This is a genomic window from Streptococcus mitis, assembly GCF_002096755.1.
In the GTDB taxonomy this organism is placed as follows: domain Bacteria; phylum Bacillota; class Bacilli; order Lactobacillales; family Streptococcaceae; genus Streptococcus; species Streptococcus mitis_AC.
In genome coordinates this window covers 23828-48752 of record NZ_NCVF01000023.1, presented here as the reverse complement: position 1 = coordinate 48752, position 24925 = coordinate 23828, and the positions used below count along the sequence as shown (strand labels likewise).

The 24925-nt window shown below is 36.7% G+C and carries 24 protein-coding genes; 7 read left to right on the top strand and 17 right to left on the bottom strand.

Annotated elements, in window-relative coordinates; translation table 11 throughout:
* Window positions 1-90: 90 nt before the first annotated feature.
* From hpf to B7700_RS05685, 3 genes are all read right to left on the bottom strand, one after another.
* A complete protein-coding gene (gene hpf, locus B7700_RS05695) occupies window positions 91-639 on the bottom strand; it encodes a ribosome hibernation-promoting factor, HPF/YfiA family (protein ID WP_004255322.1) in 549 nt (182 codons plus the stop codon).
* A 79-nt stretch (window positions 640-718) separates the two neighbouring features.
* The gene (locus tag B7700_RS05690; protein ID WP_084887702.1) at window positions 719-1381 is read right to left on the bottom strand and encodes a ComF family protein; all 663 of its coding nucleotides are present in this window, start codon (window positions 1379-1381) and stop codon (window positions 719-721) included.
* Complete coding sequence (locus B7700_RS05685; RefSeq protein WP_084887700.1) at window positions 1378-2676, bottom strand: ATP-dependent helicase ComFA; 1299 nt, start codon at window positions 2674-2676, stop codon at window positions 1378-1380. Before B7700_RS05685 ends, B7700_RS05690 begins: the two co-directional genes overlap by 4 nt.
* A 56-nt stretch (window positions 2677-2732) precedes the next feature.
* Here B7700_RS05685 and B7700_RS05680 point away from each other — a divergent pair, with 56 nt between their 5' ends.
* The 3 genes from B7700_RS05680 (at window position 2733) to cysK (ending at window position 4849) form a co-directional block, all read left to right on the top strand.
* Window positions 2733-3368 (top strand): YigZ family protein, encoded by a 636-nt coding sequence (locus tag B7700_RS05680; protein ID WP_084887698.1) that lies wholly within the window; start codon window positions 2733-2735, stop codon window positions 3366-3368.
* A 15-nt stretch (window positions 3369-3383) separates the two neighbouring features.
* Entirely contained in the window at window positions 3384-3827 is a 444-nt protein-coding gene (locus B7700_RS05675; protein ID WP_049499109.1) for a PH domain-containing protein, read from the top strand.
* A gap of 95 nt (window positions 3828-3922) precedes the next feature.
* The gene (cysK, locus tag B7700_RS05670) at window positions 3923-4849 is read left to right on the top strand and encodes a cysteine synthase A (RefSeq protein WP_084887696.1); all 927 of its coding nucleotides are present in this window, start codon (window positions 3923-3925) and stop codon (window positions 4847-4849) included.
* A gap of 122 nt (window positions 4850-4971) precedes the next feature.
* Here the strand turns inward: cysK and tsf are convergent, their stop codons facing one another.
* The 12 genes from tsf to yfmF form a co-directional block, all read right to left on the bottom strand.
* Window positions 4972-6012, bottom strand: a complete 1041-nt coding sequence (tsf, locus tag B7700_RS05665) for a translation elongation factor Ts (protein WP_084887694.1) — start codon at window positions 6010-6012, stop codon at window positions 4972-4974.
* Window positions 6013-6090: 78 nt separating this feature from the next.
* Window positions 6091-6870: a 30S ribosomal protein S2 gene (gene rpsB / locus B7700_RS05660; protein WP_007556349.1), complete on the bottom strand. Its 780-nt coding sequence runs from the start codon at window positions 6868-6870 to the stop codon at window positions 6091-6093.
* Between the two features lie 225 nt (window positions 6871-7095).
* Window positions 7096-8289, bottom strand: a complete 1194-nt coding sequence (pcsB, locus tag B7700_RS05655; protein WP_084887692.1) for a peptidoglycan hydrolase PcsB — start codon at window positions 8287-8289, stop codon at window positions 7096-7098.
* A gap of 93 nt (window positions 8290-8382) precedes the next feature.
* Window positions 8383-8877 (bottom strand): rod shape-determining protein MreD, encoded by a 495-nt coding sequence (gene mreD / locus B7700_RS05650; protein WP_084887690.1) that lies wholly within the window; start codon window positions 8875-8877, stop codon window positions 8383-8385.
* The gene (gene mreC, locus B7700_RS05645; RefSeq protein ID WP_084887688.1) at window positions 8877-9695 is read right to left on the bottom strand and encodes a rod shape-determining protein MreC; all 819 of its coding nucleotides are present in this window, start codon (window positions 9693-9695) and stop codon (window positions 8877-8879) included. Before mreC ends, mreD begins: the two co-directional genes overlap by 1 nt.
* Before the next feature lie 58 nt (window positions 9696-9753).
* Entirely contained in the window at window positions 9754-10548 is a 795-nt protein-coding gene (locus B7700_RS05640) for an energy-coupling factor transporter transmembrane component T family protein (RefSeq protein ID WP_084862621.1), read from the bottom strand.
* A complete protein-coding gene (locus B7700_RS05635) occupies window positions 10541-11380 on the bottom strand; it encodes an energy-coupling factor transporter ATPase (protein WP_084887686.1) in 840 nt (279 codons plus the stop codon). The genes B7700_RS05640 and B7700_RS05635 overlap by 8 nt, the downstream gene beginning before the upstream one ends.
* On the bottom strand, window positions 11365-12192 hold the full coding sequence (locus tag B7700_RS05630; protein ID WP_084887684.1) for an energy-coupling factor ABC transporter ATP-binding protein: 828 nt from the start codon (window positions 12190-12192) through the stop codon (window positions 11365-11367). Before B7700_RS05630 ends, B7700_RS05635 begins: the two co-directional genes overlap by 16 nt.
* Complete coding sequence (gene pgsA, locus B7700_RS05625; RefSeq protein ID WP_084887682.1) at window positions 12189-12734, bottom strand: CDP-diacylglycerol--glycerol-3-phosphate 3-phosphatidyltransferase; 546 nt, start codon at window positions 12732-12734, stop codon at window positions 12189-12191. Before pgsA ends, B7700_RS05630 begins: the two co-directional genes overlap by 4 nt.
* A gap of 10 nt (window positions 12735-12744) precedes the next feature.
* Window positions 12745-13572, bottom strand: a complete 828-nt coding sequence (gene rodZ / locus B7700_RS05620; RefSeq protein ID WP_084887680.1) for a cytoskeleton protein RodZ — start codon at window positions 13570-13572, stop codon at window positions 12745-12747.
* 41 nt (window positions 13573-13613) lie between these two features.
* Window positions 13614-14897, bottom strand: a complete 1284-nt coding sequence (gene yfmH, locus B7700_RS05615) for an EF-P 5-aminopentanol modification-associated protein YfmH (protein ID WP_084887677.1) — start codon at window positions 14895-14897, stop codon at window positions 13614-13616.
* Window positions 14894-16144: an EF-P 5-aminopentanol modification-associated protein YfmF gene (gene yfmF / locus B7700_RS05610; protein WP_084887675.1), complete on the bottom strand. Its 1251-nt coding sequence runs from the start codon at window positions 16142-16144 to the stop codon at window positions 14894-14896. Before yfmF ends, yfmH begins: the two co-directional genes overlap by 4 nt.
* A gap of 158 nt (window positions 16145-16302) precedes the next feature.
* Here yfmF and yaaA point away from each other — a divergent pair, with 158 nt between their 5' ends.
* On the top strand, window positions 16303-16671 hold the full coding sequence (gene yaaA, locus B7700_RS05605; RefSeq protein ID WP_084887673.1) for a S4 domain-containing protein YaaA: 369 nt from the start codon (window positions 16303-16305) through the stop codon (window positions 16669-16671).
* 2 nt (window positions 16672-16673) lie between these two features.
* Window positions 16674-17771, top strand: a complete 1098-nt coding sequence (gene recF / locus B7700_RS05600) for a DNA replication/repair protein RecF (RefSeq protein ID WP_084887671.1) — start codon at window positions 16674-16676, stop codon at window positions 17769-17771.
* Window positions 17772-17821: 50 nt separating this feature from the next.
* Here the strand turns inward: recF and guaB are convergent, their stop codons facing one another.
* On the bottom strand, window positions 17822-19300 hold the full coding sequence (gene guaB, locus B7700_RS05595; protein ID WP_084887668.1) for an IMP dehydrogenase: 1479 nt from the start codon (window positions 19298-19300) through the stop codon (window positions 17822-17824).
* A 151-nt stretch (window positions 19301-19451) separates the two neighbouring features.
* The gene (trpS, locus tag B7700_RS05590; RefSeq protein WP_084887666.1) at window positions 19452-20477 is read right to left on the bottom strand and encodes a tryptophan--tRNA ligase; all 1026 of its coding nucleotides are present in this window, start codon (window positions 20475-20477) and stop codon (window positions 19452-19454) included.
* A gap of 205 nt (window positions 20478-20682) precedes the next feature.
* Between trpS and B7700_RS05585 the strand changes: the two genes are divergently transcribed.
* Together B7700_RS05585 and B7700_RS05580 are read left to right on the top strand one after the other, a co-directional pair.
* Complete coding sequence (locus B7700_RS05585; protein ID WP_000958782.1) at window positions 20683-22305, top strand: ATP-binding cassette domain-containing protein; 1623 nt, start codon at window positions 20683-20685, stop codon at window positions 22303-22305.
* Window positions 22306-22366: 61 nt separating this feature from the next.
* Window positions 22367-24910, top strand: a complete 2544-nt coding sequence (locus B7700_RS05580; protein WP_084887664.1) for a YfhO family protein — start codon at window positions 22367-22369, stop codon at window positions 24908-24910.
* Window positions 24911-24925 lie beyond the last annotated feature (15 nt).

Below are 24925 nucleotides of genomic sequence, written 5' to 3'. Positions count from 1 at the left end.
CGACTTTTTAAAAGTGTAATCAGTAATTCTATCAATTATAAGAAAAAGGAGGTTTACAATCTAGTAAACCTTCCTTTACACATATTGAAATTAAGATTCTTTAACTTCTAACAAGCCAATCTCGCCATCTTCACGACGATAAATCACATTGGTTGTCTGATCTTCAACATCCACATAGATAAAGAAATCATGTCCCAACAAATCCATCTGTAGAATAGCTTCTTCCAAATCCATTGGTTTTAAATCAATTTGTTTTGAGCGAACAACTCTTGATTGGACAACATTTGTATCTTCCACCAAAGCATCTGTAAATAATTGACTAGTTGCTACCTTGTTTTTATTTTTACGCTCGATTTTTGTTTTATTTTTACGAATCTGACGTTCAATTTTATCAGTTACAAGGTCAATTGAACCATACATATCTTGAGACACATCTTCTGCACGAAGAGTAATTGAGCCAAGCGGAATCGTCACCTCCACTTTAGCTGTTTTTTCACGATACACCTTCAAGTTAACTCGAGCATCCAACTCTTGTTCAGCTTGAAAATACTTTTCGATCTTTTCGAGTTTAGAAACTACATAATCACGAATTGCTTCTGTTACTTCTAGGTTTTCACCACGGATACTATATTTAATCATATGAGTACCTTCTTTCTAAACATTTTTGTTTTTCTGATTTCATTATAACGCTTTCATTTTATTTTTGCAAATTTTTTCCTCATCTTACAAGGGAAAATGTTTTTACATCCTCAGCACCAGCCTCTTCCAACAGTTTCTTCACACGATTTATAGTTGTTCCAGTAGTGTAAATGTCATCTATAAGTAGGATTTTTTTAGGAATAGTGACTCCCCTTTTAATAAAGAAAGGAAGTTCTGTTGCCAAGCGTTCTGAACGATTTTTAGAAGAACTGGCCCGCTCTTCTCTCTTCTCTAGTAAGTCTTGAAAAGAGAACCCTGCTGCTTCAACTAAACCTTCAACCTGATTAAATCCCCTCTCGAGCAATCTTTCAGGACTTAGGGGAATGACGATAAATTGATACTCTTTGTACTTTTTTAACTCCTCACTTAAAACTGAAGCAAAAACTTTTCTTAAAAGGAAGTCTCCATCAAACTTATACCGACTGAAAAAATCCTTCATAGCTTGATTGTACGTAAAAATCGCTCTATGGCTGACCTCAACTCCTTCTTTACACCAAAATTGACAATCTTGACACTTTGTTGACAATCCTGTTTTCATACAGTTTGGACAGTACTCTTCTCCAATTCTCTCAAAAGTAGAATCACAATCTAAACAAAGACAGGAGACATCATTCTTCAGAAGTAAGAGACTACTGAAAGTTAAAACAGCCTTCATAGTCTGCCCACATAATAAACACTTCATAGACCCGCCTCCTTATTCATCTGTTGAATTTCCATAATTGCCTTTTTGATTGAAGTATTTAACCCGTCATGGAAGAAAAGCAAATCTCCTGTCGGTCTATCCATGCTTCGCCCAACTCGTCCACCAATCTGAATCAAGCTAGACTTGGTAAAAAGGCGATGATTGGCCTCTACTACGAAAACATCCACACAAGGGAAGGTAACTCCACGCTCCAATATTGTCGTACTGATAAGTATTGTCAGTTCTCCATCTCGAAATGCTTGCACCTGCTCTAATCTATCTTCCGTAACTGAAGACACAAAACCAATTTTCTCATGCGGAAATTCCTTCTGTAAGACTTCTTTTAATTGCTCCCCTTTCTTAATTTCTGAAGCAAAAATGAGTAACGGATAAACTGTCTTTCTCTGTTTCTCAATATAAGACTTTAACTTTGGTGACAAACGATTCTTATCCAAATAGCGATTAAAATCCGATAACCAAACTGGCTTAGGAATAATCAATGGATTTCCATGAAATCGTCTAGGCAAACTCAATCGTTTCAATTCTCCTAAACGGACCTTCTTATCTAACTCATCTGTCGAAGTCGCTGTTAAAAAGATTCTCAGTCCATTCTCCTTTACACTATTCTTGACAGCATGGTAAAGCGTGGGGTTGTCAACATAAGGAAAGGCATCTACTTCATCCACTATCAGTAAATCAAAAGCTTGATAAAATTTTAATAACTGATGGGTTGTCGCAACAACTAGTGGTGTTCGAAAATACGGCTCTGATTCTCCGTGTAGTAAAGATATCTCGCAGGCAAAATCATCTTGCAGGCGCTTGTACAGCTCCAAACAAACATCTATGCGAGGACTGGCCAAACACACTGCACCACCTTCATCAATCACTTTGGCCACAACTTGATAAATCATTTCTGTCTTTCCAGCCCCTGTCACCGCATGAACTAAAGTTGGCTCTTGCTTCTCTACTGCTTGAATCAGTCCCTCTGACACCTTCTCTTGAAAAGGGGTTAATTGACCACGCCATTTAAGAACATCTTGCTTCGGAAAATCCTCCTGTGGGAAATAGTATAAAGCTTGATCACTCCTAACTCTCTTCATAATTAAGCATTCCCGACAATAGTAAGCACCGATAGGCAAATACCATTCTTCTAGAATAGTACTATTACAACGTTGACAGAAAAGTTTCCCTTTCTCCTTTCTCATTGCTGGAAGTTTCTCCGCCAACTGACGTTCCTCTTTAGTTAATTCATTCTCCGTAAACAACCGACCGAGATAATTTGGATTTACTTTCATACTTCTTTATTCGTAAAAACCTAGCGCTTTAAATGATTTTTTAGTACAATTAAATCATGGAATTTAGAACAATTAAAGAGAACGGACAAGTCCAAGAAGAAATCAAAAAATCCCGCTTTATCTGTCATGCCAAGCGTGTTTATAGCGAAGAAGAGGCTCGTGACTTCATTACTGCCATCAAAAAAGAACACTACAAAGCTACGCATAACTGCTCTGCTTTTATTATTGGGGAGCGTAGTGAAATTAAACGTACAAGTGATGATGGTGAGCCTAGTGGTACTGCTGGCGTTCCCATGCTTGGAGTACTAGAAAATCACAATCTCACCAATGTCTGTGTAGTCGTGACACGCTACTTTGGTGGCATTAAGCTAGGCGCTGGAGGATTGATTCGTGCTTACGCAGGTAGTGTCGCCTTAGCTGTCAAAGAAATTGGCATCATTGAAATAAAGGAACAGGCTGGCATTGCTATTCAAATGTCTTACGCTCAGTATCAAGAGTACAGTAACTTCCTTAAGGAACATAATCTCATGGAACTGGATACAAACTTTACAGATCAAGTCGATACGATGATTTATGTTGACAAAGAAGAAAAAGAAACTATTAAAGCTGCACTTGTAGAGTTTTTTAATGGAAAAGTCACTTTAACTGATCAAGGTTTACGAGAAGTTGAAGTTTCTGTAAACTTAGTGTAAATAAAGGAGAAAAATATGGCATTTGGTAAATTCATTCAAGGACTCGCTGGTAACTTTAGCGAGCAAAACAAAGAAACTCTTATCAAAGAATATGGACAATATCTACTAGAAAATGAAGAAATTCAAAGTGGATATAAACTGATTCGTGACTCAATTATATTTACAAATATACGTATTATCTTTACAGATAAACAAGGCGCTACCGGTCGTAAGATGTCTATTAAATCAATCTTTTTGATGAACATTGTTAACGTTGAAATGGAAACTGCAGGAGCAGGTATAGATGATAGTGAAATTACTATTACTTATTTAGAAAATGTCTTTCTAAAAGCACATAATGAGCATTTTAGTTCCCATAAATTTGAATTTCCTAAGAAAACGGATATCGTTCCACTTTACACCTATTTACTAGAATTAGCTTATCACAATCGCTTGAAAATTAACGGCTTAGACCTATGATATAAAAAAATCCTATCACTTCGATAGGATTTCTATATTTTACAAATGGTATAGATAGCGTTATACTAGAAATATCTTATACAAAGAGGTGTATTATGGCTATTTATAACAACATTACTGAACTAATCGGACAAACACCGATTGTTAAACTTAACAACATCGTGCCAGAAGGGGCTGCGGACGTCTATGTAAAGCTTGAAGCATTCAACCCTGGTTCTTCTGTAAAAGATCGTATTGCTCTTAGCATGATTGAAAAAGCTGAACAAGACGGTACTCTGAAACCAGGTTCTACAATTGTTGAAGCAACAAGTGGAAACACTGGTATTGGACTTTCATGGGTAGGTGCTGCTAAAGGGTATAAAGTTGTCATTGTTATGCCTGAAACTATGAGTGTAGAACGCCGTAAGATTATCCAAGCCTATGGCGCTGAACTCATCCTCACTCCTGGTAGCGAAGGAATGAAAGGTGCTATTGCTAAGGCTCAAGAAATCGCTGCTGAACGTGATGGTTTCCTTCCTCTTCAATTTGACAATCCAGCTAATCCAGAAGTACACGAAAGAACAACAGGAGCTGAGATATTAGCTACTTTCGGTAAAGATGGATTAGATGCCTTTGTTACTGGAGTTGGTACCGGTGGAACAATTTCTGGTGTTTCTCATGCCCTCAAAACAGCAAATTCAAGCATTCAAGTTTTTGCGGTAGAAGCAGATGAATCTGCTATTCTATCTGGTGAAAAACCTGGCCCTCACAAAATTCAAGGTATCTCAGCTGGATTTATTCCTGATACACTTGATACAAAAGCCTATGATGGTATCGTTCGTGTAACATCAGACGATGCTCTCGCACTCGGCCGTGAAATTGGTGGAAAAGAAGGATTTCTTGTAGGGATTTCTTCAGCTGCAGCTATCTACGGAGCCATCGAGGTTGCCAAGAAATTAGGTACAGGTAAAAAAGTTCTTGCTCTAGCACCAGATAACGGTGAACGTTATCTCTCTACAGCACTTTATGAATTTGAAGTGTAGTCTCCTAAATGCACTTAGCCCTTTTTATAGGGCTTTTTATTTATATCTTGAAAAGTAGAATTCTTTCCCTATAGGAATCTACTGCATAGAAAAAAGGAAGCTAAAGTGCTTCCTTTTTATTATTAGTTATTCAAGGCTGCTGCCATTGTAGCTGCAACTTCAGCTTCGAAGTCGTTTGCAGCTTTTTCGATACCTTCACCAACTTCAAAGCGAGCAAACTCAACTACTGAAGCGTTAACTGATTCAAGGTATGCTTCAACTGTCTTGCTGTCATCCATGATATATACTTGCGCAAGAAGTGTATAAGCTTGGTCAACTTTAGTGTTGTCAAGCATGAAGCGATCCATTTTACCTGGGATGATTTTGTCCCAGATTTTTTCTGGTTTGCCTTCTGCAGCCAATTCAGCTTTGATGTCAGCTTCAGCTTGAGCAATAACATCATCAGTCAATTGAGCTTTTGATCCATACTTCAAGTGTGGAAGAGCTGGTTTGTTAACCATTGCACGACTTTCATTGTCTTGGTCGATTACGTGGTTCAATTGTGCCAACTCATCTTTAACGAATTGCTCATCCAATTCTTTATAAGAAAGAACTGTTGGTTTCATCGCTGCGATATGCATTGACAATTGTTTAGCAAGTGCTTCGTCTCCACCTTCAATAACTGAAATAACACCGATACGTCCACCGTTATGTTGGTAAGCTCCGAAGTGTTGTGCGTCTGTTTTTTCAATCAAAGCAAAGCGACGGAATGAGATTTTTTCTCCGATAGTTGCTGTTGCAGATACATATGCAGCTTCAAGAGTTTCACCTGAAGGCATTGTCAAAGCAAGTGCTTCTTCATTATTAGCAGGTTTTCCTTCAGCAATAACTTTAGCTGTAGTATTTACCAATTCAACGAATTGAGCGTTTTTCGCAACGAAGTCAGTTTCAGCATTTACTTCAATAACTGCTGCAACATTACCGTTAACATAAACACCAGTCAAACCTTCTGCAGCAACACGGTCAGCCTTCTTAGCTGCCTTAGCCATACCTTTTTCACGAAGCAATTCAATCGCTTTTTCGATGTCACCGTCTGTTTCTACAAGCGCTTTTTTAGCGTCCATAACTCCGGCACCAGATTTTTCACGCAACTCTTTTACAAGTTTAGCTGTAATTTCTGCCATTTTGATTCTCCTATATTTTTTAAAAATAGGAGAGCTGGGCTAAGCCCCGCCCTCCTAGGTAATTACTATTTATATGAATTAAGCGTTGTCGCCTTCTACAACTTCAACGATTTCTTCAATTGAATCGGCTTGAGCTTCAGAAGCTGCAAATTCTGCTTCAACTGCTACTGCATCTTCACCTTGACGTCCTTCGATGATAGCGTCAGCCAATTTAGCTGTAATCAATTTAACAGCGCGGATAGCGTCATCGTTAGCTGGGATGATTACATCGATATCATCTGGATCAGTATTTGTGTCAACCATCGCTACAACTGGGATTCCCAATTTCTTAGCTTCTTTAACAGCGATTTGCTCTTTATGTGGGTCAACTACGTACATAACATCTGGGATACGAGGCATATCTTCGATACCACCCAAGAATTTTTCAAGACGTGCACGTTGTTTGTTAAGAAGTGCAACTTCTTTCTTAGGAAGAACTTCGAAAGTTCCATCTTCTTCCATACGTTTGATTTCTTTCAAACGAGCGATACGTTTTTGGATTGTTCCCCAGTTTGTAAGAGTTCCACCCAACCAACGGTGGTTGATGAAGTATTGACCTGAACGTACTGCTTCTTCAGCAACTGCATCAGCCGCTTGTTTCTTAGTACCAACGAACAATACAACTGCATCGTTAGCTGCTGCATCACGCATGAAGTCGTATGCTTGGTCAGCGTATTTTACAGTTTGTTGCAAGTCGATAACGTGGATTCCGTTACGCTCAGTGAAGATGTACTTAGCCATCTTAGGGTTCCAGCGACGAGTTTGGTGACCAAAGTGTACACCAGCCTCAAGAAGTTGTTTCATTGAAATTACTGCCATGAGTATTTCTCCTTTTTGTTTTTTTCCTCTTCTTGACTTCAACTCGCAAAACGACCCAAAGGCAACTGTTTCACAATTCATCAAGAATGAGTATTATCGTTCACACGACAGTTTTCATTTTACCATACTTTTTCAATATTTTCAAGCGATTTTAGTAGATTTTTAAAGTAAGTTAACTATATAAATCATAAAAGAGACTCAAATCGAGCCTCTTCGTTTTATTCATTAGTTTGGATAGATATATGTTACAAAACCTTCTGAAGTTGTAGTAGGATTGAACCAACCACGTTTATTTCCGATTGTACGATTTCCACCATAGTTTGATTCAGATACTTGGATACTTGTTGATGATGAAACAGCTGTAACCACGGCTACGTGTCCATATCCACCATCATTCCAACATGCAATAGCACCAACTTGAGGTGTAGATCCTGTACGGAATCCTGCTGCAGCTGCACTTGTAGCCCACTGTGCCCCATTACCCCAGTAATCTCCAGCCCAAGGTGCCAATGTTTTAGCTCCCCATGTACACTCACCAGTTGGATAACTTGAAGCGTTTGTACTGTATGTTGGACGATGTTTTACTGGTGCAGGAGTGTAGCTTGAAGATGATTCAGATGAACTAGATACTGCTTGAACTTCTGCTGTAAAAGTTGTATTTCCAGAAGCAACTACTGTTTGTTGTTGACTTGCTTGTTTAGCTTTGTAGGCTGCTTCTGCTTCTGCAGCTGCTTTAGCTTCTGCTTCCGCTGCAGCTTTTTTCTCAAGTAAACTTGCTTTTTCATCCTCTGCAGTAGCCTTTTCAGCAGCAAGATTCAATTCTGCAGCTTTCAACTCAGCTTGTTTTGTAGTTAATGATTGAGCATCATCAGCTAGTTTTTGCTGATTTGCAATAACTGTATTAATCGCATCATTGTTTGCTACTTGTTTTTCAGAAATAGCTTTTTTATCTGCTTTTTGTTGTTCCAACATTTTGTTGTTTGCAGATACGATTTCACTCATTGCAGCAACACGTGAAATAGCTTCTGTAATTGATTTTGAGTTTACAATTGTATTGATGTAATTTGTTGCAGCTCCATTTGTTTGAGCACTACGAGCTTGTTTTTGCAATGAATCATTGCGAGATACAATATTCTTAGAAAGTTCTGTAATTTCACCCTCAAGCTTTTTAGATTCTGCTTGTAGTCTATCATTTTCAGATTGCAAGTTTGATTGCTCTGTTTGAATAGCAGATACTTGCTCCTGAATTTGATCAACTTGTTTTTGGGCTTCTTGTTGTTGTGCTGTTAAGTTACTAATTTTATTATCTTGAGCAGCAATTTTGTCATCAGTCGTTTCTGCATGCGCAGTTGTTAAAACAGCTACTTGAGAAACCATTACTGTACTTAGTAAAAGTGACGCTAAGATTTTTTTCTTCATATTTCGTAGATACTCCTTCTTTTAAAGACACTACTAGTATACCAAAAAAAGGCCTAATGAATATTACGCCTTTGTTACATTTTTATTTCTTTCTTATAGGTAAATCTTTTCAAAAATAAACTGAAAAATAATCATCCACACAAGATTTAAAATCATGGATGGTACTAAACTATAGACTATAAATAAAGACATACCATCCACAGTTAAACCTACCACTAATGCAAGTATATAAGCTCCCATCTCAAATAGAAAAGTCATGACAATAATTGCCAACATTCTCGTCCAACGATTCAATAAAATAACACTATTAAATTTATGGAGAAATACTCCCAACAAGACGAACAACAAAGTTGCAATCCCTATCAAGTGGAAAAAGTAAATGTCATAAACCAAACCCACTACAAAACAATAAGCTAAATAGAAATACTCTGATACTTCAATCGTCTCAAATAAGAGAAACAGAAATAGAAAATGACTAGCCAACTGAACGTGGGGGAAAAATGAGCCCAGAAGCTGGCTAATATGGGCATCAATTAGAACAAAGAAAGGAAGCAATAAAAATACTCCAACTCGCTTCAACTGTCTCATTATGAATTCCCCACTAATTCTATCACATTCACATTATGAGTATCTGCACTCAATTTAACAGTTACTTCTCGTGTCAAGTAGTCCGTACTATGCGTTGTAGCAACCACTTCACCAACAGGAATATCAGCAACGTTAAAGTTTCCTAGTCCACCAGTGGTCACCTTATCTCCTGCACTAATATCGCTACTACCATTTAATTGACTAATTTTGAGAACTTCATTTTCCTTGTCATAGCCAACAATAATCCCATAAATTGTAGTAGAACCATGTTGAATTTTAACAGAAATCTTATCAGCATTTTCCGTATTTGTCAGAAGGTTGACCATAGTAGAATTCTCCTCTACTTTTGAGACACTCCCAATCAAACCACCATTTGCAATGGCTAACATGTTTTCAGAAGCCCCTTTTGATTTGCCTGCATCCAGGGTCAATTCCTGCTTCCAAGATACCGGAGAACGCATAATTACATCTGCTGATAAAGTCTTTGTGGCTTGTAACTTGGACTTCATATCAAGCAATTGACGCAGTTGTTCATTTTCCGTCTTTAAACTTTCCGCCTCATTTGATTTCACTTCTAATTGGTAAATCTGTTTCTTCAAACTCTCATTTTCATTATAAGTTCGTGTCAAATGAGCCAAATCTGATTTGACAGAATCAAACCACTGAAAAGGTTTTTGTACAACCCTATCAACCAATGAGATTCCATCGCCTAATTTTGTCACAATTGTACTTGAATAAGTCGTCGCTAAGAGAGCTGACACAAGCAAAACAGTGACAAAAACAATAATGACATATTTTGATTTTTTAAAACGGTTCATATCCCTACCTTCATATCAAAAACTGTTACAGTAATTTTTTATCAATTCCTGAAAGCTACTAAGATTTTAAGAAAAATAAGCAACAACCAAGTACGATAATAACAAGAATGGTCAGCGTATCCTTTCTAGTCCATTTCAGTTGTCGGTATTGACTTCTGCATTTTCCCCCCTGATAACCACGCGCTTCCATAGCGATAGCCAAGGAATCTGCACGTTTTAAACTTGTCGCAAAAAGAGGAATCAAAATGGGAATCATAGCCTTCACCTTTTGAACAATGCTTCCTTCACCAAAATCCACTCCACGCGCTTTCTGTGCGTTCATAATCCGCGTCGTATCATCCATTAAGGTCGGAACAAAACGCAAACTCATAGATAGCATCAATCCAATTTCATGAACTGGAACTTTCACACGCTTTAAAGGTGCTAATAAAGCTTCGACAGCTGATGCCAAACTTAAGGGCATGGTAGTTAAGGTTAACAAAGTTGAAAAGAAAATAATCAATACAAAGCGACAAAAGATAATTCCAGCTTGTTGCAAAGCATAATCTGTGATTCTCACAAACGAAAACTCAAATAAAACATTCCCATTAGAAATGAAAAACAGTTGAAAAATAGTTGTGAAGGCAATCAAGAAAAACATAGATTTCAAGCCCTGAATAAAAAATGAAAGAGATACTCCTGACAAGGCAATAAAGATCCCTGTCGCTATAAAAAGAATTAAATTCGTCAAGGGATTATTAGCCCAAAAAACGATTAAAATCAGTAGCATCATAGCTAGTAATTTGCTACGTGGATCCAATCGGTGAACAATCGAATCCCCTGGGATATAACGCCCCAAAATCATACTATCCATTTAGCGACTCCTTGAACTCCTCTATCTTAATCGGTAATCGTTTAAATGACACGCCTCTATCCACCAATCGTTTACAAAAGGCCGTAATTTTAGGTACTCCCAACTGCACTTCTTCCATAAAGACAACATCTTGAAAGACATCACTTGGTTTACCGCCCTTCACCAAACATCCCTTTTCCATCACATATACTTGATTCGCATATTCAGCAACATCATCCATCAAATGCGTTACCAAGACAATGGTCATCCCTGACTGGTGGAGTTTTTTGAACAAATTCATCAGCTCTTTTCTTCCCAGAGGATCTAGGCCTGCTGTGGGTTCATCTAAGACTAATATGGCTGGTTCCATGGCAAGTATGCCTGCAATGGCGACACGTCTCATTTGTCCACCTGACAACTCAAACGGACTACGATTAAAAAGTGATTCATCAATTCCAACCAAAGCCAGTTTCTCACGCGCAATCTGCTCCGCATCTTCTTCAGAAACTCCAAAATTTTGCGGTCCAAAAGCAACATCTTTCAAAACCGTTTCTTCAAAAATCTGATTTTCAGCAAATTGAAATACCAAGCCAACCTGTTTTCTAATTTGACGAATATCTTTATTTTTAGAATTCGAGGTGATTAAGGTATCAAAAACTCGTACACTTCCTTGACTTGGCACCAATAAACCATTTAAAAGTTGTAAAATAGTTGATTTACCACTACCTGTGTGGCCAATTAAGGCCGTATAAGAACCATCTTCAATCGTCAAAGAAACATCTGACAAAGCTGTTGAAGCTAAGGGAGTCCCTTCTTGATACGTAAAACTCACATTTTCTAGAGCAATTCCCATAGTTTATCCTCTAGCTCACTTTCTGTCAAATAATTTTCAGGCAAATCATAGCCATTCTGATTCAAAGAATGTTTTAATTGATTGGCAAAAGGATCATCTAATCCAATTTGATCTAAATCATTACGAGAGAAAAGTTCTCTTGGACTACTGGTTGATTCAATTTCCCCTTTTTTCATGATCAATACACGATTACTCATGGCAACTTCTTCCAAATCATGGGTAATGGAAATGACCGTCATATCATAGTCTTTTCGAATTCCTTTTACTGTCTCAATCAGTTCTCTACGACCCTCAGGATCCAACATACTCGTTGCTTCATCTAAGATTAAAATAGCTGGTCTTAGGGCTACAACACCTGCAATGGCCACACGTTGCTTTTGGCCACCTGATAGACGCGCTGGCTCTCTCTTTTTAAAGTCCAACATGCCAACCAAATCCAGAGCTTCTTCCACTCTCTTTTTCATTTCTTGACGAGAAAGACCCTGATTTTCCAAACCAAAAGCAACATCATCTTCAACAGTCGCTCCAACAAATTGATTGTCTGGATTTTGAAAAACCATACCGATTTGACGACGTATATTCCAAACATTTTCCTCAGTCAACCGTTGACCATCAATTACAATCTCTCCGGATTCTGCTTCCAGTAAGCCATCAATTAAGCGAACCGTCGTTGATTTACCACTACCATTATGCCCTACAATCGAAAGCCATTCTCCACGTTTCACGTGAAACGTAATATCCTTTACATCATAGTATTCCTGACTTTCCTTATAGCGAAAAGAAAGATTTTTTACATCAATTATTGATTTCATTTCGAACCAAATGTCCCTTTAAATACATAGGCACTACCCTTGAAATAATCATAGCCAGAGTAGATAGTGAAAAACAAGGCTACATAAAGTAGAACTTGACCAAGCAAAGTCCAATGTAATAGCAAGAAAATAATGGCAAACATCTGACTAAAAGTTTTAATTTTTCCAGGCATTGCTGCTGCTAAAACTGTTCCACCAGTTTCAACTAATAAAAGTCTTAAACCTGTCACAGCCAACTCACGACAGATGATCACTGCAACAATCCAAGCTGGAGCCATACCTAACTCAATCAGCATAATAAAAGCAGACATAACTAGTAGCTTATCCGCCATAGGATCTGCAAATTTACCAAAATTACTGACCACATTCCATTTACGAGCTAAATATCCATCTAAATAATCTGTAATACTGGCAATAGCAAATATAATAGCTGCTACTATATGACTTTCTAGCGAATTTCCTATCGTTAAAATAAAGATAAAAATAGGTATAAAGAGAATTCGACCTATTGTTAAGAGATTGGGAATTTGTTCTTTTTTCATTCGTTTTTCCTTAATTTTTAGTAAAGGTTACAGTGATTTTTCCAGTCTGAGCTGTTAATTTCGATAAGTCAACAGTCTGATTATCTACTGTTAAAGCAACACCTTTGACAACACCTAAAGTAATGGTCACAGGATTTTTTGTTGAAACTGTTGTTTCCGCACTTTTATTATCTGGTGATAAGGTCACACCACCCTCAAGATCACTTTCTGAAACACTAACCCAACTTCTAGCATCTGAGACTGATAATTGTAATTTTGCAGTTTCCTTGCTCGTTTTATAAGCAACTTCTACTCTATTTCCTTCACCTGATACACTTATAGCAGGTTCTATACTTGAAGAACTACTTGATGAACTACTGCTTGAAGATGAAGTTACAGAACTAGTCGAGCTTGTTGCTTGGACCACACTATAACTAGACGCAGACGAACGCTCCGGTTGAGTCTGGAGATAATTCCAAACATAATAAGTCACAAATATTACAATCGATAGGGCAAAGAGTATAAAATAAAATAAAGGTAAAAATGATGTCCTATTTTTCTTACTTGAGCGTCTCCTACCTGCCAACTCCTCTTCATCAACATCTACTTCCTCATAAGTAATCATGCTCCCAGAATCATAAGCATCCAAGACAATTCGCTCATCAAGTTCAACTGCCCACGCATACTTTCTCAAAAAAGAACGAGTATAAAATGGACTAGGAAGTTGATCAAAATCATCATTTTCCATTGCCTCCAACATATCCAACTGAATTTCTGTTTTTTTATGTAATTCTTCTAAAGTCAACCCTTGGTTGGTTCTAGCTAAACGTAAAACCTCACCAATTGTTTTTTTCCTCATACTTGTCATTCCTTCTTTCTAGTATCGATTATGATAGATCTCTACGATGGGAATATTGTAAAATCAACTATATCACCATCATCTATTAAATGATGTCCAGCATCAAGGACATCCTCTAAAGTAATTTCCTGTAAAATTTTCGGCAAATCAAAAATTGTCTCACCCTGTCCAAAAGCATCATATTGCGTTGCAATAAATTCAAGAGAGTTCATGCTACTGAAAAATTCTCCAAACATCTCTCTTTTGATAATATCTAAATGATCCTCTGTAATATCTAAATCCTTTGTGAAATTACGAATAGCCTTCCTAAACTGGTGAGATAAAGCAACTGGCTCTTTTGTATCCATTGTCAACATAACAAAATGAAAGCGACTTGTTACTTCAACTTCCAGAGATAAGGAAGAGTCAATTTTACCTGATTCATATAGTTTTTGAAAACGATCCGAAGTCCAACCAAACATCATTGCAAATAATAATTTTAATAAAATATGATGTCGATAGCAATCCGCTTCAGCAACTTCTCGCTTACCTCTAATCCCAATCGCTAGCTTAGGAGAAGATACTTCCATTCTCATACTGTCTGTTTGCTTTACAGCCTGTAAAACAAACTTTTCTCTTGCTCCATCCTGAACATCTAAATCTTTCAGTTCTTTGCTTTCAAAATAGTCCTGTACTCGTTCCACATCAAAATTACCAACTAAAAACAGAGACATGTTTACAGATTTGTAAAATCTTGTAAAATTTTCTTGTAAATTAGTTAGATTGATTTGGGAAATGGACTCCTCGCTTCCAACTATATCCGTTGCTAAAGGTGTGCCAGGATATAAATTCGCTAGAGTTGAAAAGAATAAACACGAATCTGGATCATCTTGATACATTTCCCGTTCTTGCTGGATAATATCCTGCTCTCTCAGAATCGAATCTTCGGTGAAATGTGCTGATGTTACCAATTCATCAAGTAAGTCTAAATTTTCTAAAAAATAATCCGTTGCTGAAAAAAGATAGCTTGTTTTTGTAAAGCTTGTAAAGGCATTACTATCTGCACCTAGACTCGTAAAAGCCGATATCAAATCACTAGCATCTTCTCTCTCAAATAATTTATGTTCAAGAAAATGAGCAATTCCCGCAGGATATTCTTTTACATCTCCGTCAACTTCTATGACAAGCATATCTACCGAACCAAACTGAACAGTGACACTCCCGTAAACCTCTTTAAATTCCTTTTTAGGCAAAAGAGCAACTGTCAATCCGTTGGCCAAACGAGTTCGATAAACCATTTCTTTTACAGCTGGATAGTATTTTTCTTCAAAAACAACCTTTGTCATTCTATTCCTTCCATAAAGTAAATCGCTTGTAGTTTCACATTATTAGCTGCTCTACAAATAGCATCTTTGTCAACTTGCTTGAGTTTTGCAATCCAACCTTTAAAGTCTGCTGAAGATTTTCCAAGTAAGGCATTTTGATAAGCACGTTCAATCAATGAACCTTGATTATCTTGAGAAAGCAACAAAGACCGACGAATCATTTCCTTGGTCTGCTCTAGCTCAAGCTCTGTGAAATAACCTTTTTTTAAATCAAGCAGTTGATTATTCATCATTTTTCGAGCCTGATTCCGATTTTCTCGATCAATGCCAGCATACATCCTCAAGAATCCACTAAACAAATCGAGCTGACTTGAAATAGTATAAGCCAATCCAGCATTTTCACGGACATTTGTAAATAGTTTAGAGTGAGCAAATCCACCAAGTAAACCATTCATTACAATCATGGGTAAATATTGCTCATCACCATATTTAGAAGGACAATGATAACCTAATTCCAAAATAGATTGTCCCACATTTTTCCGAACCATACCTTCCTGCAGGATATTGGAATAAGGTTGACAATACTGAACCTTCACATCCCCTTCTCGACCTTTAAAGCCAAATGATTCTAATACATTTTGAATTTCAACCTCATTAAAATCACCTAGGAAAAAGAAATCTATTCGATTATTGGCCAAAAATTCTTGGAAACAAGAATAAGAACTCTGTGGAGTTTCAGCTAAAATACGATTTCGTAAATCACTATATTCCAATTGGAGACGTTCGTCATGAAAAAATATTTTGTCTAATTCTTTATGTGAAAAATAAAAAGAATCATCCATATCAACTGCTAAACTTGCTAGCAATTGTTTTTTCTCAATTTCAAATAAGGCTGGATCAAATCCATTATCAACTACTACGGGGGAAAAAAGAGTTTCTTTTAAAAGTTCCAAAACCTGAGAAGTTAGCACATTTTTCTTACTTAAAAACTCATCACGAACATAGTTAAATGTCAATTCTACAATATGACTTTGCCCTCTTCTGAAACAATTGGTTGACATATCTGTACCATATAGACTGGCCAAATGTTTTCTCAAATCTTGAGCAGTAGGATACATCTGATTAGCAGTCTCTAGCATACTCGCACTCAACATGCGACCTGCAATCGTATCAAGAGATAATGGAGCGGTAAAACGCACGGTGATTTTGTTCGTTTTAAACTTTTTTGATTGGATAAAATGTGTTGAAATTCCATGCACTAACTCCATGATTTACCTCCTTATATACAGACTTCTATTATATCACGAAAACCTGAAATTTTCTTGTTCTCTGTAACACTTTTGAAATAAAAATCGCTTACATTTCTCCCTGTTTCTCTCACTATTTTTAGGAAAATATGGTATAATACCAAAGATTGAGGTGAATTATGGAATACAAATTATTTGAAGAATTTATTACCCTCCAAGCACTACTCAAAGAACTTGGAATTACACATAGTGGAGGAGCTATCAAATCATTTCTCTCTGAACATTCTGTTTACTTTAATGGGGAATTAGAGAGTCGTCGTGGTAAAAAACTTCGTATTGGTGATAAAGTTGACATCCCTGACATGAATATTGACATCTTGTTGACACAACCTACGTCTGATGAGCAAGAGGAATACCAAGCTGATAAAGTTGAAAAAGAACGAATTGCTAAACTTGTTAAGGAGATGAATAAGGGTGTAAAAAAAGATAAATCAAAACCTACTTCATCACCCAAAAGCAAACAAGCTCCGCGATTCCCTGGTAGATAATCATGTGGCTACAACACCTATCTCTCAAGACTTTTCGTAACTACAAAGAGACGAAAATAGACTTTAATCCTAAATTAAATGTCTTTTTAGGACGCAATGCACAAGGTAAAACAAATATGTTAGAGGCTATCTATTTTTTAGCCTTAACACGTAGTCATCGAACTCGAACAGATAAAAATCTCATTCATTTTAATGAGGAACAACTTCACCTTTCAGGTCTTGTTCAGAAAAAAACTGGATCCATTCCTCTCGAAATCGAACTAACACAAAAAGGACGTGTGACAAAAGTGAATCACTTAAAACAGGCACGACTTTCAGATTACGTAGGACACATGAATGTTGTCTTATTTGCTCCTGAAGATTTACAACTAATTAAAGGAGCACCTTCAGTTCGACGAAAATTCATTGATATGGAGCTTGGACAAATTAAGCCAATCTATTTATCAGATTTAACCAATTATAACCATATTCTTAAGCAAAGAAATACCTATCTAAAATCAGCTCAAACAATAGATGAAACCTTCCTTTCAGTGTTGGATGATCAGCTAGTTGATTATGGATGTCGTGTAATGAATCACCGCTTAGATTTCATAAAAAAACTAGAATCATTTGGGCGTAAGAAACATTTTGAACTCTCTAATCAGATTGAAGAGTTGTCAATATCCTATCAATCTTCTGTCAATATAACTGACAATCAAAACTTATCCGAATCTTTCAAAATTGCTTTAGAAAAAAGTAGATCCAGAGATTTATTTAAAAAGAATACTGGTGTCGGTCCTCATCGAGATGACATTTCTTTTTATATAAATGGGATGGATGCTAGTTTTGGAAGTCAAGGTCAACATCGCAGTCTCGTCCTCTCTATAAAATTAGCAGAAATCGAGTTAATGGAAAGCATTACTACAGAATCTCCAATATTACTGCTTGACGATGTTATGAGCGAACTTGACAACACTAGACAACTAAAATTATTAGAAACGATTTCTCGTTCAATCCAAACCTTTATCACAACAACAAGCTTAGACCATCTTCAAAATCTGCCAGAAAATCTAAGTATCTTCACTATTCAGGATGGTAAAGTTTCTGTAAATTACAATTGACAATATTGTAAAAGAACTCCTGTTTCCACGGGAGTTCTTTTCATTGTTTTTTACATAGAATAATTTGGTGCCTCATTCGTAATTTGTACATCATGAGGATGGCTCTCTTTCAAACCAGCACCAGACATTTCAATAAATTGAGCATTATCGTGTAGTTCTTTAAGGTTAGCTGCACCACAGTAACCCATACCAGAGCGAATACCTCCAATCATTTGGAAGACAATATCAGCTGCAGCACCTTTATAAGCAACACGACCTTCAATTCCTTCTGGAACAAGTTTATTTGCTTCATTGACAGAACCTTGGAAGTAACGATCGCTTGAACCTTTCTTCATTGCTGCGATTGAACCCATACCACGGTAAGTCTTGAACTTACGTCCTTGGAAGATTTCAGTTTCGCCTGGAGCTTCATCAGTTCCAGCAAACATTGATCCAAGCATAACTGCATTTCCACCTGCAGCAAGGGCTTTTACAATATCTCCAGAATACTTGATTCCACCGTCAGCAATGATCGTTTTACCATATTCACGCGCAACAGCTGCAGCATCGTAGATAGCTGTTACTTGCGGAACACCAACACCAGCAATCACACGAGTAGTACAGATAGAACCTGGTCCAATACCAACCTTAACAACGTCTACACCCGCTTCATAAAGTGCGCGTGCACCCTCAGCTGTTGCAATATTTCCAGCAATCAAAGTACGATCTGGGAAGTGAGCACGAATCTCAGCAATTTTACGCAAGACACCTGCAGAATGACCATGCGCAGTATCAATAACAATTGCGTCAGCTCCTGCCTCAAAAAGAGCCTCTGCACGTTCAAATGTATCTGAAGTAACACCTACTGCACCTGCAACTAGAAGACGACCAAACTCATCTTTAGCCGCATTTGGAAACTCAATAACTTTTTCAATATCTTTGATAGTAATCAAGCCAGAAAGACGTCCTTCTTCATCTACCAAAGGAAGTTTTTCAATACGGTGTTCTTGAAGAATACTCTCAGCTGTTGTAAGATCTGTACCCACAGGAGCAGTCACAAGATTCTCACTGGTCATATGATTTGAAATTGGTTGGTTATAATCTGAAATAAAACGAAGATCTCGGTTTGTCAAAATACCAACTAATTTACGATTTTCAAGTGTTTCAACAACTGGAACACCACTGATACGGTAACGTCCCATAAGCTCATCAGCCTCAGCAATTGTATGTTCAGGTGTCAAGAAGAACGGATCAATAATAACTCCATTTTCAGAACGTTTTACCTTACGAACTTCCTCTGCTTGTTGAGCAATTGACATGTTTTTATGGATAACTCCGAGACCGCCTGCACGAGCAATAGCAATGGCCATTTGACTCTCTGTAACTGTGTCCATGGCAGCGGTAATAATTGGGATATTTAAAGTCAAATTATCTGCCAATTTAGTTGTTAAATCTGCATCGTTAGGCAACACATGACTTTCAGCTGGAATAAGCAATACATCATCAAAGGTAAAACCTTTTTTCAAAAATTTAGTGTCCCAATTAGACATTCGAAGTTTCCTCTTTTCTTTCTTTTTGAGCTTGACTCTTTTTATATTGTATCTATCATACCATTCTATAAAAATTTGTCAAATGTTACAGGGGTAAATAAAAAACTATCTTTTCTTTGAGATAGAAATGATAGTTTCTTGTAAAATAAACTTATTTGAAGTAATGAAGTCCCATTGCCCCTTTAACCTCAGATAGGGTTTGACCCGCAACTTCACGCGCTCTTTCACTACCTTTTTGAAGCATATTATAAACTTCTCCCATATCCTTAGCAAATTCAATACGGCGCTCACGAATAGGACCCAGTTCACGTTCTAATATTTCAAGTAGATAACGCTTGGTCTTCACATCACCAAGACCACCTCGTTGATAATGTTCTTTCATGTCAGCAATTTCTTGAGCATCTTCTGGACGACCAAAAACATCTAGATAATGGAAAACCATATTTCCCTCAATCTTACCTGGATCTTCCACCCGAATATGATCTGGATCTGTATACATACTCATCACTTTTTTACGCAAAGTATCCGCATCATCAGCTAAATAAATACCATTATTGAGTGATTTAGACATTTTAGCATTTCCATCTAAACCAGGCAAACGCCCTGCTCTCTCATTTTCTGGATAAATACCTTCCGGCTCTACCAAGACATCACAGTTATATGCGTTGTTAAAAGAGCGAACAATTTCACGAGTTTGCTCAATCATTGGTTTCTGATCTGTCCCAACAGGAACATAATTAGCCTTGAAAGCTGTGATGTCAGCTGCTTGAGCTATTGGATAGACCAAGAATCCTGTCGGAATGCTTTCTCCAAATCCTTTCTGAGCAATTTCTGTCTTGACAGTTGGATTACGCTCCAAACGTGCTAATGAAACCAGATTCATATAATACATAGACAACTCAGCCAACTCTGGAATCTGGCTTTGAATAAAAATAGTTGACTTATTCGGATCCAATCCAACTGCAAGATAATCCAAAGCAACATTTCCGATAGACTCTACAATTGTTTGAGGGTCTTTAGCATGATCTGTCAAAGCTTGTTGGTCAGCCAAGAACACAAACATATCATACTTATCCTCTTCCTGTAATAAAACTCTATTTTTGAGACTTCCAACATAATGTCCAATATGCAATTTTCCTGTTGGACGGTCTCCTGTTAAAATAATGGGTTTAATCATTTTATTCTCCTCCGATATAGTCCTTTCAATTATAGCATTTTTTTAATGAAATAACCGTAATTTATCAAAATAAATCAGTCTTGCTATTTACGGATTCGTGTAAAGTATATTGTAAATCTAATTTACACAAAATTGACAGATAAAAATTTGAATATTTCCGTATTTTCTAGTAGAATAAATATATTACACATATAGGAGAAAAACATTGCTTACAGTATCTGATGTTTCACTACGTTTTAGTGATCGCAAACTTTTTGATGATGTCAATATCAAATTTACAGAAGGAAATACTTACGGATTAATCGGTGCTAATGGTGCCGGAAAATCAACCTTTTTAAAAATTTTAGCTGGAGATATTGAACCTACTACTGGTCACATCTCTCTTGGTCCAGATGAACGTCTCTCTGTTCTTCGTCAAAATCACTTTGACTATGAAGACGAACGTGCCATTGATGTCGTTATCATGGGAAATGAAAAACTTTATAGCATCATGAAGGAGAAAGATGCCATCTACATGAAGGAAAATTTCTCAGATGAGGATGGAGTGCGTGCTGCCGAACTCGAAGGAGAGTTTGCCGAGCTTGGAGGTTGGGAAGCAGAAAGTGAAGCCTCTCAACTCCTTCAAAACCTAAACATTCCAGAAGAATTGCACTATCAAAACATGAGCGAATTGGCCAACGGTGAAAAAGTAAAAGTTCTCCTTGCCAAAGCACTTTTTGGTAAACCAGATGTGCTTCTATTGGACGAGCCTACCAACGGTTTGGACATCCAATCGATTACTTGGTTAGAAGACTTCTTGATTGACTTTGATAACACAGTTATCGTAGTATCCCACGACCGTCACTTCTTAAACAAAGTATGTACTCACATGGCCGACCTTGACTTTGGAAAAATCAAACTCTATGTCGGAAACTATGACTTCTGGAAGGAATCTTCTGAACTCGCTGCTAAATTGCTAGCAGACCGTAATGCCAAAGCAGAAGAAAAAATTAAACAATTGCAAGAGTTCGTTGCTCGTTTCTCTGCCAATGCTTCTAAATCAAGACAAGCAACATCACGTAAGAAAATGCTTGATAAGATTGAACTAGAAGAAATTGTTCCATCTAGTCGTAAATATCCATTTATCAACTTTAAAGCGGAACGTGAGATTGGTAATGATCTCTTGACAGTAGAAAATCTAACTGTAAAGATTGATGGTGAGACTATTTTAGATAATATCAGCTTTATCTTGCGTCCAGGTGATAAGACAGCTCTTATTGGTCAAAATGACATCCAAACGACTGCATTAATTCGTGCAATAATGGGGGACATTGACTATGAAGGAACTGTCAAGTGGGGAGTAACTACTAGCCGTTCTTACTTGCCAAAAGATAACTCGGCAGATTTTGCAGGAGGAGAGTCAATCCTTGACTGGTTGCGTCAATTCGCAAGTAAAGAAGAAGATGACAATACTTTCCTACGTGGTTTCCTCGGCCGTATGCTCTTCTCTGGAGATGAAGTTAACAAACCTGTAAATGTCTTGTCAGGGGGAGAAAAAGTTCGTGTCATGCTTTCAAAACTCATGCTCTTAAAATCAAATGTCCTTGTACTTGATGATCCAACAAATCACTTGGACTTGGAATCTATCTCAAGCTTGAACGATGGATTGAAAAACTTCAAAGAATCAATCATCTTTGCCAGTCATGACCACGAGTTCATTCAAACTCTAGCTAACCATATCATTGTCTTATCTAAAAATGGCGTCATTGACCGTATCGATGAAACCTATGATGAATTCCTAGAAAATGCAGAAGTACAAGCAAAAGTTAAAGAACTTTGGAAAGACTAAATAAAACTTCAAAACTCAGTTGGGTTAACCAGCTGAGTTTTCTAACATTTTATGAGGTAACATGAAATTATTTTTTAAAACATATTGGACCTATTTTGTTTCTTTCATCATTCCCATAATCATTATGATAGGAGTATATCTATCTCAAGGTATCTACTGGAATAGCGACAATTCTCCTCTATTAGGAGATGGCTTTCATCAATACGTTATTTTTGATATAGCTCTAAGAAATATCCTACATGAAAATGGTAGTCTGTTTTACACCTTTACAAGTGGCCTCGGATTAAATTTCTATGCCCTATCTAGTTATTACTTGGGAAGTTTCCTTTCACCTCTAGTTTACTTTTTTGATCTAACGAATATGCCAGATGCTGTCTATCTGACAACTCTCTTAAAATTTGGATTGATTGGTTTGTCAACTTACTTTAGTTTAAATAAATTATTTCAATCGATTCCTAAGCCTTTAAAACTAGCTTTATCTACTTCCTACGCTCTGATGAGTTTCACTGTCAGTCAATTAGAGATAAAAACTTGGCTAGATGTTTTTATCTTGATTCCTTTAATTATAACTGGTTTACAGCTACTTATCACTGAAAAGAAATTACTATTGTACTTTACAAGTCTGTCAATTTTGTTTATTCAAAATTATTATTTTGGCTATATGACAGTATTGTTTCTTATTCTCTGGTATGTCTGTCAAATTTCTTGGGACTTTAAAACTCGAAAATCATCTTTTCTTGATTTCATAATCACCTCCGTTTTAGCTGGTATGGCTAGTTTGATTCTGACTCTTCCTACTCTATTTGATTTACAGACACATGGGGAAAAATTAACTGAAATTACAAAGTTTCAAACTGAAAGTAGCTGGTATCTTGATCTTTTTGCTAAGCAATTCATTGGTTCATTTGATACAACAAAGTATGGGGCCATCCCAATGATTTTTGTTGGACTACTTCCCTTTATTTTGACCATTTTATTTTTTACGCTGAAATCTATTAAGTTTCACGTGAAACTTATCTATGCAATTTTCTTTGCATTTCTAATTGCCAGCTTTTATATAGAAGCTCTTGATTTATTTTGGCAAGGTATGCATACTCCAAATATGTTTTTACATCGCTATGCTTGGATTTTCTCTACCTTGTTAATTTACACAGCAGCGGAAGTCTTAAATCGTCTGAAAGAAATTAAAATCTGGAATTTTTTAGTTTCGCTTTTTCTTATAGTAACAGGATTTTTAGCTACCATCTATCTAAAATCACATTATTCTTTTTTAACAGATTTGAATATTCTGCTTACTCTTGAATTTTTGGTTGTCTATTCGCTTTTACTCCTTGCAGTTATCAAAAAGTTTATATCTGTGAATCTGTTTACCATTCTAATCTCTTTATTTATAATAATTGAAATAAGTTTAAATGCTTCATCTCAAATGGACGGAATTGCTAAAGAATGGGGCTTTGCTTCTCGAAGTGCATATAATCGAGATATCCCAGCTATGGAATCTTTCTCAACATATATTGGAAATCAATTTACTCGTACTGAGAAACTAGAGACTCAGACAGGAAATGACAGTATGAAATTCAACTACAATGGAATCTCTCAATTTTCATCTGTTCGAAATCGTTCAGCAAGCTCTACTTTGGATAAACTTGGGTTTAAATCCTCTGGGACTAATCTCAATCTCCGTTATGCAAATAATAGTATTTTGGCTGATAGTTTATTTGGAATCCAGTACAATATCTCAGACAGTCCTAGTGATAAGTATGGTTTTAAAGATATCTATCAAAAAGATAATCTTACCCTATATGAAAATCAATACTCTCTTCCGATTGCATTTGCTAGTCAATCTATTTACAATGATGTCAAGTTCAATGAACATACCTTGGATAATCAGGCCTCGTTTTTAAATCAACTTGCTAACGTCAATTTTGATTATTTTTCTCCAATACCCTATGAAAAAGCAGAGAATACTGATGATTTGATTAGTGTTACAAGTTCTTCAAATGAGGATGCAGCAATCCAGTATCAAATTGAAGTGCCAGAAAACAGCCAAGTTTATCTTTCTTTCACAAACCTTCACTTTTCTAATGATAAACAAAAGAAGGTTGACATCCTTGTAAATGGAGAAAAGAAAACTTTTACAACTGATAATGTCTTCTCCTTCTTTAATCTAGGCTATACAAAAGAGAAAAAAACTTTCAATATTGATGTTAGTTTCCCTGGAAATTCACAAGTATCATTTGAATCTCCTACCTTCTATCGTTTAGATACCAAAACTTTCACCGAGGCAATTCAAAAAATTAAAGAACAACCTGTCACAGTATCAACTTCTAAAAATAAGGTCTTTGCTACATATGATGTCAAACAAGATACATCCATTTTCTTCACCATTCCTTATGACAAAGGCTGGTCTGCCTACCAAGATGGGAAGAAAATAGAAATTAAACAAGCTCAAACTGGTTTTATAAAAGTTGACGTTCCTAAGGGAAAAGGAACTATTACACTTTCCTTTATTCCTAATGGGTTTGTTGTTGGAGCAATCTGTTCCTTTACTTCTCTTTTACTATTTGGAATCTATAATCACAAACGAAAGTCATCTAAGACATAAAAAATCGACCAGTTG